Annotated in this window: 16 protein-coding genes and 1 tRNA gene; 9 read left to right on the forward strand and 8 right to left on the reverse strand. The window is 40.3% G+C overall.

The annotated features are described in order from the left end of the window. Positions 1-173: 173 nt before the first annotated feature. The gene (locus tag LD39_RS14870) at positions 174-536 is read right to left on the reverse strand and encodes a helix-turn-helix domain-containing protein (protein ID WP_035548805.1); all 363 of its coding nucleotides are present in this window, start codon (positions 534-536) and stop codon (positions 174-176) included. Positions 537-839: 303 nt separating this feature from the next. Here LD39_RS14870 and LD39_RS14875 point away from each other — a divergent pair, with 303 nt between their 5' ends. From LD39_RS14875 to LD39_RS14885, 3 genes are all read left to right on the forward strand, one after another. Continuing rightward, positions 840-2,048 (forward strand): MFS transporter, encoded by a 1,209-nt coding sequence (locus LD39_RS14875; RefSeq protein WP_035548807.1) that lies wholly within the window; start codon positions 840-842, stop codon positions 2,046-2,048. A gap of 288 nt (positions 2,049-2,336) precedes the next feature. Further along, positions 2,337-2,951: an NAD(P)-dependent oxidoreductase gene (locus LD39_RS14880; protein ID WP_035548810.1), complete on the forward strand. Its 615-nt coding sequence runs from the start codon at positions 2,337-2,339 to the stop codon at positions 2,949-2,951. Between the two features lie 26 nt (positions 2,952-2,977). Beyond that, positions 2,978-3,427: an NUDIX hydrolase gene (locus LD39_RS14885; protein WP_035548813.1), complete on the forward strand. Its 450-nt coding sequence runs from the start codon at positions 2,978-2,980 to the stop codon at positions 3,425-3,427. Positions 3,428-3,503: 76 nt separating this feature from the next. Here the strand turns inward: LD39_RS14885 and LD39_RS14890 are convergent, their stop codons facing one another. After that, positions 3,504-4,187: a deoxynucleoside kinase gene (locus LD39_RS14890; RefSeq protein ID WP_035548816.1), complete on the reverse strand. Its 684-nt coding sequence runs from the start codon at positions 4,185-4,187 to the stop codon at positions 3,504-3,506. Next, entirely contained in the window at positions 4,184-4,825 is a 642-nt protein-coding gene (locus LD39_RS14895) for a deoxynucleoside kinase (protein WP_035548819.1), read from the reverse strand. Before LD39_RS14895 ends, LD39_RS14890 begins: the two co-directional genes overlap by 4 nt. Before the next feature lie 246 nt (positions 4,826-5,071). On the opposite strand from LD39_RS14895, the gene LD39_RS14900 reads away from it, so the two are divergent. Beyond that, positions 5,072-5,144: transfer RNA gene (locus tag LD39_RS14900), tRNA-Arg, on the forward strand. 667 nt (positions 5,145-5,811) lie between these two features. After that, positions 5,812-6,360 carry a DUF6241 domain-containing protein gene (locus tag LD39_RS14905; protein WP_052158890.1) on the forward strand — a complete coding sequence of 183 codons (549 nt, stop codon included), beginning with the start codon at positions 5,812-5,814 and terminating at the stop codon, positions 6,358-6,360. An 87-nt stretch (positions 6,361-6,447) separates the two neighbouring features. On the opposite strand, the gene LD39_RS22730 is transcribed toward LD39_RS14905, so the two are convergent. From LD39_RS22730 to modA, 4 genes are all read right to left on the reverse strand, one after another. Next, positions 6,448-6,651 carry a hypothetical protein gene (locus LD39_RS22730; RefSeq protein WP_156112658.1) on the reverse strand — a complete coding sequence of 68 codons (204 nt, stop codon included), beginning with the start codon at positions 6,649-6,651 and terminating at the stop codon, positions 6,448-6,450. Positions 6,652-6,776: 125 nt separating this feature from the next. Then, complete coding sequence (locus LD39_RS14910) at positions 6,777-7,394, reverse strand: ATP-binding cassette domain-containing protein (RefSeq protein ID WP_035548823.1); 618 nt, start codon at positions 7,392-7,394, stop codon at positions 6,777-6,779. 18 nt (positions 7,395-7,412) lie between these two features. After that, a complete protein-coding gene (modB, locus tag LD39_RS14915) occupies positions 7,413-8,087 on the reverse strand; it encodes a molybdate ABC transporter permease subunit (RefSeq protein WP_035548844.1) in 675 nt (224 codons plus the stop codon). Continuing rightward, positions 8,087-8,857 carry a molybdate ABC transporter substrate-binding protein gene (modA, locus tag LD39_RS14920; RefSeq protein WP_035548826.1) on the reverse strand — a complete coding sequence of 257 codons (771 nt, stop codon included), beginning with the start codon at positions 8,855-8,857 and terminating at the stop codon, positions 8,087-8,089. Before modA ends, modB begins: the two co-directional genes overlap by 1 nt. Positions 8,858-8,959: 102 nt before the next feature. Here modA and LD39_RS14925 point away from each other — a divergent pair, with 102 nt between their 5' ends. The 3 genes from LD39_RS14925 (at position 8,960) to LD39_RS14930 (ending at position 10,200) form a co-directional block, all read left to right on the forward strand. Beyond that, positions 8,960-9,616 (forward strand): M50 family metallopeptidase, encoded by a 657-nt coding sequence (locus LD39_RS14925; RefSeq protein WP_035548828.1) that lies wholly within the window; start codon positions 8,960-8,962, stop codon positions 9,614-9,616. Between the two features lie 107 nt (positions 9,617-9,723). Beyond that, the gene (locus LD39_RS22230; RefSeq protein WP_081988468.1) at positions 9,724-9,840 is read left to right on the forward strand and encodes a YjcZ family sporulation protein; all 117 of its coding nucleotides are present in this window, start codon (positions 9,724-9,726) and stop codon (positions 9,838-9,840) included. 108 nt (positions 9,841-9,948) lie between these two features. After that, positions 9,949-10,200, forward strand: a complete 252-nt coding sequence (locus tag LD39_RS14930; RefSeq protein ID WP_035548831.1) for a hypothetical protein — start codon at positions 9,949-9,951, stop codon at positions 10,198-10,200. 25 nt (positions 10,201-10,225) lie between these two features. Here the strand turns inward: LD39_RS14930 and LD39_RS14935 are convergent, their stop codons facing one another. Then, positions 10,226-10,420 carry a hypothetical protein gene (locus LD39_RS14935; protein ID WP_035548834.1) on the reverse strand — a complete coding sequence of 65 codons (195 nt, stop codon included), beginning with the start codon at positions 10,418-10,420 and terminating at the stop codon, positions 10,226-10,228. Positions 10,421-10,550: 130 nt separating this feature from the next. On the opposite strand from LD39_RS14935, the gene LD39_RS14940 reads away from it, so the two are divergent. Then, positions 10,551-10,957: aldehyde dehydrogenase family protein (locus LD39_RS14940; protein ID WP_035548838.1), on the forward strand; the 407-nt coding region annotated here is incomplete at its 3' end.

Consider the following 10,957-nt stretch of genomic DNA (forward strand, 5'->3'; position numbering starts at 1 on the left):
TAACGCCCCGCGGGGGTTCGAATCCCTCCTCCTCCGCCATTTAATTTTCAAATATAGCGCATAAATATTGGAGATTTATAGAACAAAAATCGTTACATTGTGTAACGATTTTTTTATTTGCCAAAATAAAATCCCTCATCGACGTGTCCTCGTCAGTGAGGGATTTTTTATGTTTATACGGTTTCCATTTCGGTCGGATCTAATAAAACGTCTTCTTTATTTGGGTAGGTCTTTTCTATATGCTGCTCTCCCCATGCGCACAACATGTCTAGCGCTCCTTTTAATGTCCATCCATATTCCGTCAGTTCATATTCCACTTTGGGAGGAACCTGATTATAAACGATCCGATTAATCACTCCGTCTGACTCAAGCTCACGAAGCTGCTGGGTTAACATCTTTTGTGTGATTCCTGGCATTAACCGTTTCAGTTCGCTTGTTCGACGCTTTTCTTCAATAAGATGACATAAAATGACGACCTTCCATTTACCGCCAATGACTTCCAATGCCGCTTCCACAGGAATGTTATATTTGTGCATGAGAACGAACTCTCCTTTATCTTTTCAACTAGGGATCTTTTTAGCATGTACACTCTTAGTTTTGCTATACAATAAATTATCACGTTATCGACTCAATCTCTACTCTTATGCTTACACCTATTCCTAAAAAAGCTTAAAAAGGGAACAAATGAACCTTGATTTGATTAAATTGTTACCTCCAGGTGCCTATAGCACATGAAAGTGCGTACTTCTCAAAGAGAGGTGTGGCACTCATAATCATAATTGTGTTCCAAACGGCGCCTTGGTTCACGAACATTTGAGAACCATTAGGAGGTATGTGAGATGAGTTCACAAACACAAAGTGTTCATTCATCTTCTGTTGATCATAAACAAGAAATCAATACATTTGCGTTACTTGCCCTTGCTATCAGTGCTTTTGGTATTGGGACGACGGAATTTGTCCCTGTAGGATTATTGTCTGCTATTGCTGGAGACCTGTCTATCTCCATTACACTTGCCGGTCTACTTGTGTCCGGTTATGCCGTCGGGGTGGCAGTAGGAGCTCCTGTATTAACGGCCCTGACAAATAAAATGAGTCGAAAAAGCTTGCTTCTGGCACTTATGGTGATATTTATTTTAGGAAATTCAATTGCAGCTTTTTCTACAAGTTTTGGTTTATTACTCATCGCCCGATTCGTAACGGCGTTTTCTCATGGAATCTTCTTTTCCATCGGTTCAACCATTGCAGCAAGTCTCGTTCCTGATCATAAACGGGCGAGCGCCATCGCATTCATGTTTACTGGTCTTACTGTTGCTACTGTGACTGGTGTCCCTCTGGGAACATTTATCGGTCAAACTTTTGGATGGAGAGCGACATTTGGGGGCGTTGCCTTGTTAGGTGTTGTTGGTATTCTCTCTAGTGCTCTTCTTATTCCAAAGAATTTAGAGGAAGCACCTCCTGCCAAGTTTAAAGAACAGATGAAGATATTGAAAAACAGAAAAATATTACTGGCATTTCTCATCACAGCCCTGGGATATGGAGGGACATTTGTAGCCTTTACCTATCTAGCTCCACTACTGGAAGAGGTGACAGGATTCGACCCAGGCTTTGTCAGTGTGATTTTGCTTATTTATGGGTTGGCCGTAGCAATTGGTAACACTGTTGGAGGAAGGGTCTCTAATCACAACCCACTCAAAGCCTTATTCTGGATGTTCGTCCTACAAGCCATTGTGTTATTCGTCTTGACCTTTGCGATTCCCTTCAAAATGATGGGTTTGCTTATCATTTTCTTCATGGGATTATTTGCTTTTATGAATGTCCCTGCTTTACAAATATTAGTTGTGAAACTTGCAGAAAAATATGTGCCCTCAGCTGTCAATGTTGCGTCGGCTCTAAATATTGCTGCTTTTAATGTTGGTATTGCCATCGGGTCCTTCTTAGGAGGCGTGATTGTCGATTCTATTGGATTGATTCATACACCTTGGATTGGCGCAATTATGGTCGTTGGGGCAGTAATTTTAACTGCGGTGTTGAGAAAAATTGAAGATTAACGAAAAAAGGAATTCCTCTTTTATTTTGGCACTCTAAATCTTATGGTTATTTTTATGTATTTCATAATAGCTCCCGATAGAAGGCTCAATTTCTAAACTTTAGTGGTGTCGAATGGGTACTTGGAAACCTTTCCTATATTTCAATTAGTAAATCTATAACAAAGTGATCACCAATAAATTAGATCGCCATAATTTTAAAGAGAAGGCTTCTTATTGCCACCTTCCATCTTTGGGGATGAATGATTCCAAGTTATAATAGAGAAGGAAGGAAAAATAAGGAGGTAAACTATGAAGATCATTGTGTTCGGTGCAACGGGTGGAACAGGGAAGGAAGTCGTGAAACAGGCGCTTGAGGCTGGTCATCATGTCACAGCATTTGTGCGTACTCCTTCCAAACTAACGGTGGAGCATGAACGGCTGAACGTCATACAAGGAGATGCCCTCAATGAACAGGACGTTGATAAAGCCGTAGAAGGACATGAGGCAGTTATTTCATGCTTAGGATCAGAAGGATTAAAACCATCAGACGTATTGGAAGAAATGATGCAAAATATCGTACCAGCTATGCAAAAACACGGACTTAGTCGAATTCTTTATGTGGCCTCTGCAGGGATTTATAAGGAGATTCCAGGATTTTTAGGATGGATGTCACAGCGCATCTTGAAAAACGTATTAGAGGATCATAGAAGGGCAGTAAATACGATTTTAGCCGCTGACCTGGATTATACCATCGCTCGTCCTATGCGCTTGGATGATGGCGAGACAACGAAGACGTATCGAGCAACGGAAGGTGTCGTTCCTAAAAACGGAAAAAGGATCACTCGCAGTGATGTCGCTCATTTTCTATTGACCTCCTTAGAAGAAGATAAATGGAAAAAAGAAACTATTGGGCTCGCCTACTAAATTTTCGAAGACAGAGGGGGATCCATTTGGGTTACGTTGAAGATTTGCGCGCTCTTGTCGGTCATCGGCCTTTAATTTTTGTAGGGTCTGTCGCCATTGTCACCGATGATCAAGACAGAATTTTATTACAACAACGGACATCTCCCTACGGTGTTTGGGGACTGCCAGGAGGGCTGATGGAGCTCGGTGAAAGTACGGAAGAAGTAGCGAAACGTGAAGTGTACGAGGAATCAGGATTATCTATAGATGATTTACATTTGTTAAATGTGTATTCAGGTAAAGATCACTTCATAAGAGCAGAGAATGGGGACGAATTTTATGTCGTTACAACAGCCTACTATACCCGTAGTTTTTCGGGTGAAATGAATGTGGATCCGGAGGAATCAATTCAATTTAAATTTGTTCCTGCCGATAGACTCCCCGAAAAAATGATCGGAAGTCATCGGGCTATGCTTAATGAGTATCTCAAAAAATAATTTTTGAAAAAATAAAACCTCCTGCAGAACGAATGGTTCTGCAGGAGGTTCACTTTTTATGTCAGATTATGTCAGATTATGTCAGAAGGCGACTAGAGCGCCATTTACGAGATTGTTGAATAAAGTGGCCAATTTTCTCTAAAATCGGATCAATGCTATTCTCATCTTTCAATACATCATAGTCCGCGATATTCAGGCGAAGGACAGGACAAGAATTGAAATTATCAATCCAATTTTCATAGCGTTTGAACATTTCTTCCCAATATTCGACCGGTGTCTCTTGTTCCATTGGGCGGCCACGTTCTTTGATGCGACTGATGATATCATCGAAAGAACCTTCCAAATAGATCAGCAGATCTGGATGAGGGAAGTAAGGTGTCATAACCATGGCATCGAAAAGGTTACGGTACGTTTCGTAATCCGTTTCAGACATCGTTCCTTTTTCATAATGCATGCGTGCGAATATACCAGTATCTTCATAGATGGATCGATCCTGAATGAAACCTCCACCATATTCAAAGATCTTCTTCTGCTCCTTGAAACGTTCGGCTAAGAAATAGATTTGTAAATGGAAACTCCAACGCTCGAAGTCGTGATAAAATTTATCCAAATACGGATTGGTATCCACTTTTTCAAAAGAGGTACGGAAATTCAATGCATCCGCCAGAGCATTCGTCATCGTAGATTTCCCGACTCCAACGGTCCCTGCAATCGTGATGACACTGTCATGGGGAATTCCGAAACGTTCACGTGCGTTCATTTAATAACTTCTCCTTTATTTAAATGCTGCTCAACTTGATCAACAATATAATTTAAATCGTCCTGGTGTTTAACAAAATCCAGGTCGTCTCCGTTCAAACGGATAATAGGAATCTCAGGGTGTGTCGCTTCAAAATGATTCATGAAATCCTCATAGTCCTGAGATAACTGCTTTAAATAAGATGGCTGGATATTTGCCTCTACATCTCGGTTCCTCATTCGGATACGCTCAAGCAATGTATCTAAGCTGGCATCTAAATAAACGATGATGTTTGGCCGAGGCATATCGTTTGTTAGTATATCAAATATTTGAGAGTACTTATGAAATTGATCTTCTCGTAATGTTCGACGTGCGAAGATCATGTTTTTGGAAATGTGGTAATCAGCTACAACTGGCTTTTCTAACTTCAAATATTTGCGATCGATATCTTCCAGCTGTTTGAATCGATTACACAAGAAGAACATTTCCGTTTGGAAACTCCATTCTTCAATATTATCGTAAAACTTGCCTAAAAATGGGTTCTCCTCAACGATTTCCTTAAGCAAATGAAAATCAAACTGGGAGGCGAGCTTTTTAGACAGAGACGTTTTCCCAACCCCAATGGGCCCTTCAACAGCTATGAAAGGTATTTGTCCCATCTCTTCTCCTCCTTAAGACTCAATTCAACAAGCACCTCAGGTCATTTTTTATAAATCGTATGATTGTGTATATGATTTCATTAGGTGCTGCAAAAGCAATAAAATACAAAATTCGATACGTTTTGACAGACAAATAACATTTTATCATATACAGACAGAGTAAGTAACACGAATGGGGCAATTTGGGAAAGAAATTGCTTTTCAATGGACGTGTAGTTTTGTATAATATTCTACGTACGCTTATTTGCCCCCGTAGCTCAGGGGATAGAGCATCGGTTTCCTAAACCGTGTGTCGCAGGTTCGAATCCTGCCGGGGGCGTTTACTAATAAAAATTACGGTATAGCCTTTCTAGAGTAGAAAATACCAGTAAAAATAGTCAGATATAAAGCGCTGCTTTCATCCTTATTAAATCAAGGATTGTAAGTGGCGTTTTTTGTTTATACGAAAAGGAAAACACACAGGTTATTTATTTTAAACGGCCTAGAAATAACTGCCGCAACGTGTAGATCAATCTACGAGGAAGAATCAGGAGAATATTTATTAGTTCACCCTTTTCTAAAAGAAGAAATTTGTCATTTTTTATAGATTTACCAAACTATTTATTGGTTCATTACGTCTAATACATTAACTAGACTTTTGTCACAAATTTTTATCCCTTATAGATGATTTATAAGACCTTAGTGATTACGAAGGGGTACTCTTCAAGCAAGTTCGGACCGTGTTGTAAAAGACTTACGACAATTTGAAACGTATTTTGACGAACAAGGGTACGGCGAACTTGCAGATTGGACGACGGAAACAGTTGATCTTTTTGAAAATATATTGACCTACGAAAATAAGGATTGGAAAAAAGCTTATGAAAAATATTCTGAAGGAGCGTCGAGAATAGCACAGATGGATATCGTCATTGAATTAGCGTCCTAGAATTAGTGGATTATATTTCCATTCACAAAGAGTATCCGGTTTTGTATAAGGTGAAGAAGCTTTGAGACAGCAATCTAAATTGAAAGGAATGATAAATTTGAACTTGTATAGATGGATCATTGCTATTATTGGAGGTACGGCCATTTTACTAGGTGGTGTTTTTCTATTTCTAATATTTTCAGATATTAATGAACAACAACAGAAAGCCCAGGAACAGGCAAAGGAGCAGGAAAAATTTGAAGAAAAGGTTGAAGCAGTTTCTGTTGATGAAGACAATCTTCCGACTGAATCGTTTTTCCAAGATATGCTTCATAAAATGACACATCAAAAAGTTCGATCCGATGAAAAGTGGGCAGGTCATTTACGGATAACAGATGAGCGAATCGCGGAAATGCAGGCGGTATTGAATAATATAGAAGGTACCTCTAAAGAATACGATCATTTTGATTTCTATGAAAGAACCTTGAAAGCATGGGGACGTGGTGACTTTGATAACGCTGTTGAAGTCCACAACACCATTTGGGATTGGAAGGGTGGAAGTGTTGGCAAAGCCAAGGGGCTTTTAAGTAAGGCTGAGGAGAAGCAATATATCGAAACGCATTTTGAATAATTAAAAGCGAAGCGTCCGTATCTCATAGCGATATGTGCGCTTGTTTTCAAAAAGTTGGTGCATATATCGCTTATATCGATGGGCGATCTACACCCAGCGTCTGCAGTTCGGACATTGCTGACCATGTTTTTGTCTTTTCAGGATGGATCTACAATGATGACATTGGACCGCATCCGTCCTTTCGTTTAAATAAGCAGTACGATTCAGGAACGTGCTCCGGCTTGATTTCATATACCTGATAGAAACGACAATCGACAACCCTATTCCTAGTAACCCTATAAACATAGCCATCAAAACACTCCTCTATTGTAGGTTAATAAAGGTACGGCTAACGGAAAGAGAACGTTTCAAAAAAATGGTAATTATTAGTATATATAGAAAAAGCATGCGTATCGCCCATCGATATGCATGCTTTTTTATTCCACTGCGTCTCCCTGGTTCATATAAATGATGCGATCTCCAAGTTTTTTCGCTTCTTGTTCATCGTGGGTGACCAAAATGATAGGGATTTTCCAGATCTTATGAAGTCGTTTCAATTCATGGTGACATTCTTCTTTCGTTTTCGTATCTAATGAGGAGAAAGGTTCATCGAGCAGCAATAGGTCGGGCTGAGTTGCTAAAGCACGGACTAAGGCCACCCGTTGCTTTTCTCCTCCCGATATTTGGCGAGGGAATTTATTCATAAGATGTTCAATGCAGACGACTTTTGTCAGCTGATTGACCAATGAATCCTCGGACGCTCCATATTCAATATTCTTTTTCACCGTCATGTGAGGAAAGAGGGCATAGTCTTGAAATAGGTAACCGATTTTCCGATGTTGAACGGGAACAGGCTTCTTGCCTTTTCTATAAAGAGATCGATCATTCAACAAAATCCGCCCCTCGTCAGGGTGGGTAAGGCCGGCGATACAATTTAATATTGTCGTTTTCCCTGAACCGGAGGGGCCAAATAGAATGACAATTTCTTTATTTATATCGAAACGAACATTTAGAGGGAAGTGTGTTAGTTGTTTTTGAAAATTTAATTCCAGCATACATGCTGCCTCCCTGCATCAATCTCTTTGATAGGGTAATATTCTTCTTCGTGTCCACCAATTCAGCCAAAGGATTGAGCTGAAACCTAGACATAAAATGACGATCACCCACATTTGGGCTTGCTCCATTCGGCCGGCTTCAACGGCGAAATAGATGGCGAGCGGGATCGTATCTGTTTCTCCAGGAATATATCCTGCAATCATTAAAGTAGCTCCGAACTCACCGAGTGCTCGGGCGAAAGTCAACACTAGACCAGCTAGTAGACCTGGCCAAGCAAGTGGAAGCGATATGGTGAAAAAGACTTTAAGTTTAGATGCCCCCATCGTTAAGGCGGCATTTTCGATATTTGGATCGTAATTTTGAAAAGCAGCAGATGCACTCTGATACATTAAAGGAAAAGATACAACAATAGCGGCAATAACGGCCCCGATCCAGGTGAAAACGACCTGCACGTCAAACCATTCCAGGAGCCATTTTCCAATCCAGCCATTTTTCCCGAAAAGATATAGTAACCCGAATCCGACCACTGTCGGTGGAAGAACCAATGGAAGTAATAATATCGATTCAACAATACTTTTCCCGGGAAATAATTTGCGCGAAATTAATCGGGAAAGGATTATTCCACAAACAAACACAATCACAGTTGCAATGGTGGCAATTTTTAAGGAAAGCCATAATGGGGATGCGTCCATCATTGATCATCAACTTCCTGAAATCCATACTTGTGAAGGACTTTTTGTGCTGGTTTACTCTTTAAGTAAGAGAGGAATTTCTCAGCGTGGTTCTTTTGGTTACTATCGGAAATGATGGCGGCAGGGTAGATAATCGGTTTATGCCAGTCTGAGTCGAGTGTTGTCAACACTGAAACCTGGTCTGATATTTGCGCATCACTGGCGTAGACGAATCCAAAGTCTACGTTCCCTGATTCTACATAAGCCAATACTTGTCGTACATCACTGGCAAAGACAAGCTGGTTCTGAATTTTCGGCCAAACTTGAATCGTTTTGAGTGCTTGCTTCGTATATGTACCAGCAGGCACACTCTCAGGGTCCCCGATGGCCAATTGTTCATTTTCTGACCACGTCTGGAGCTCCTGGATAGGCCCTTTCAGTTTCTTACCTTTTGATCCAACTAATACGATTCGATTGGTTGCAAAGTTGGTCCTTGAATCGGGATCAACCAGCTTTTTTTCAGCAAGTTGATCCATCCAGGCCTGGTTCGCTGATAAATAAAGGTCCACAGGGGCTCCTTGTTCAATTTGTTGAGCTAACTTGCCTGAACCTGCGAGATTAAGTTTAATGTTTACATTGTGTGATTCTTCATAGGAAGCAGCGATTTCCTGGATCGCATCGGTTAAACTTGCTGCAGCTGATATCGTCAACGTTTGATTTTCTTCAGACTCAGCAGCGCAGCCTGTTAGAAGGATCACAAGTATTATTAAAGAAAGAGTTTTTTTTATCATCATTCAGCCCTCGGTTATTGAAGTTACTGATTATTATAACGCCATATAAAAATTTTGACGAATCATTCGTGACCGTCATTTGAAAAGAAAGGATAGTTAACTATGAAAGGGCAAATCATAATAGGATTAATCGTTGCTTTATTGTTGACTCAGCTTCCGATCGTAGGGAAATACTTTGCAATATTGAATACGATGATTCACGAGAGTGGACATTCCTTGATGGCTTTAGTTACAGGTGGTGAAGTAAGAAGAATCTCACTGTTGCCAAACACATCCGGGACGACGATGACTGGTCATTCCTCTTGGATCAGTCATGTATTAACCAGCATGTCAGGATATGTATTTTCTTCATTTTTCGCATTTTTGTTTTTTTATCTAATTGTCAAAGGCCAATACAAATGGATGATCTATCTATTACTAGCGTTCTTAGCTATTAATCTCGTTTTTTGGGTCCGGAATGTTTATGGACTATTTTGGATCGTAACTTTTGGTGCAGGGTTCCTTTGGCTGCTTAGGAGCGGGAATCAGACACTGATTCAATATGTGCTTGTATTCTTAGCCTCTTTAGTATTCGTTGAAGCCGTCACGAGCGCTTTTGAAATCATGTGGATCAGCTTTGTATCTCCATTACAAGCGGGCGATGCAGCCAATTTAGCACGGGCGACAAAATTCATTCCGGCCCCGCTATGGGGAATTGCATTTTTTGCTCAGGCTTTATACTTTGCCTGGCTCGCGCTCCGAAGGGTATTCATTTTATGAATTTTTGTGCGTACTTATAAAAAGATTATTTAAATTCCGCTCCTGCCCTGTCTTTCATTCACGTGCTGAATAAGGTAGTAAAGTAAGCAAGAGAGGGGGTTAAGTAAATGAGCGGAGGATACGGATATGGCGGAGGTTTCGCGCTATTAGTTGTCTTGTTCATTCTTTTGATCATCATCGGTGCATCTTATGTAGGTGGCCGTGGATACGGTTATGGATACTAATTATATACCTGAGAGCGGGTTCGCCCGCTTTCGTACATAAAGTTAGTTTTTAGAGATCTGTTTCGGGGTATGGAAAAAGTAGAATACGGTGTACGGAGGATTGGTAAAATGGATTTAAAGGATCGTTTGATCACTCATGGATATGATCATATCGACATTTTGATCATTGATGATGAAGCAAATCAAACAACAGTAGCCGACATCACGTTGCATAAAGTATCTGACTTGGAGTACAAGCTCTATCTCGATCCTGAAACGATTAACTATCACTTGGATGAGGAAGATCCATACTTTGTAGCAGAGCAGAGGGATGATGACGGCGGCTCAAAAAGAATAAAAGGTTTTGTTTTAGAATGGTGAAGAAAGTCCTTTTAAAGGGCTTTTTTTAATGGTCTTTTTCCTTACGTCTGATTCTTTCTTTTCGATCCACATAACCACCTGTGATCAGAAGAATTCCTGATACGAGTAGAAGACCAGATATCATAGGATTTTGAATCGATAGGAATAAGATTATGGATGCGATCAGATTACAAAGTCCGATTATCCCTAATATCCAAAACATTTGGTTTTGTTTATTCATCGTATCTCCTTCTTTCCCTTTTTTTGTTAGTTAGGCCTTTCCCTTTTTGAGAAACGGCTAACCTACTCGCTGGTTTATGTTAACGATAATGGTGGAATGAGGATCGTAAATCATCAGAGGAGGAATTTTCTTGAAGACACATCAACTATATATCAATGGTGAATACACAGAATCTAACGGTAATGAATGGATTGATATAATAAACCCTGCAACAGAAGAGGTCATATCAAAAACTCCAAAAGGTACAACAGATGACGTAGATCGAGCTGTACAAGCAGCCTTAGAAGCTCAAAAGGGATGGGAACTGACTCCAAATATAGAACGTGGAAAAATTGTACGCCAATTAGGAGACAGAATTGAAGAAAACCGTGCAACCTTCATCGATCTCTTACAAGAAGAACAAGGGAAAGATTATGAGCTGGCCAGCGGAGAAGTGGATCTGGCTATCGATTATTTCCGCTATATGTCAGAATGGGCACGTCGAATAGAAGGTGAAATCGTTCCCAGCGACCGCGCGAATGAGAATATTTTTATCTA

This window comes from Halobacillus sp. BBL2006, from assembly GCF_000786645.1.
In the GTDB taxonomy this organism is placed as follows: domain Bacteria; phylum Bacillota; class Bacilli; order Bacillales; family Halobacillaceae; genus Halobacillus.

Excerpts from the sequence above, each read along its gene's own strand:
- LD39_RS14870 (WP_035548805.1), bottom strand. The coding sequence starts at position 536 with ATGCACAAATATAACATTCCTGTGGAAGCGGCATTGGAAGTCATTGGC.
- LD39_RS14875 (WP_035548807.1), top strand. The coding sequence starts at position 840 with ATGAGTTCACAAACACAAAGTGTTCATTCATCTTCTGTTGATCATAAA.
- LD39_RS14880 (WP_035548810.1), top strand. The coding sequence starts at position 2,337 with ATGAAGATCATTGTGTTCGGTGCAACGGGTGGAACAGGGAAGGAAGTC.
- LD39_RS14890 (WP_035548816.1), bottom strand. The coding sequence starts at position 4,187 with ATGAACGCACGTGAACGTTTCGGAATTCCCCATGACAGTGTCATCACG.
- LD39_RS14895 (WP_035548819.1), bottom strand. The coding sequence starts at position 4,825 with ATGGGACAAATACCTTTCATAGCTGTTGAAGGGCCCATTGGGGTTGGG.
- LD39_RS22730 (WP_156112658.1), bottom strand. The coding sequence starts at position 6,651 with ATGGCTATGTTTATAGGGTTACTAGGAATAGGGTTGTCGATTGTCGTT.
- LD39_RS14910 (WP_035548823.1), bottom strand. The coding sequence starts at position 7,394 with ATGCTGGAATTAAATTTTCAAAAACAACTAACACACTTCCCTCTAAAT.
- modB (WP_035548844.1), bottom strand. The coding sequence starts at position 8,087 with ATGGACGCATCCCCATTATGGCTTTCCTTAAAAATTGCCACCATTGCA.
- modA (WP_035548826.1), bottom strand. The coding sequence starts at position 8,857 with ATGATAAAAAAAACTCTTTCTTTAATAATACTTGTGATCCTTCTAACA.
- LD39_RS14925 (WP_035548828.1), top strand. The coding sequence starts at position 8,960 with ATGAAAGGGCAAATCATAATAGGATTAATCGTTGCTTTATTGTTGACT.
- LD39_RS22230 (WP_081988468.1), top strand. The coding sequence starts at position 9,724 with ATGAGCGGAGGATACGGATATGGCGGAGGTTTCGCGCTATTAGTTGTC.
- LD39_RS14930 (WP_035548831.1), top strand. The coding sequence starts at position 9,949 with ATGGATTTAAAGGATCGTTTGATCACTCATGGATATGATCATATCGAC.
- LD39_RS14935 (WP_035548834.1), bottom strand. The coding sequence starts at position 10,420 with ATGAATAAACAAAACCAAATGTTTTGGATATTAGGGATAATCGGACTT.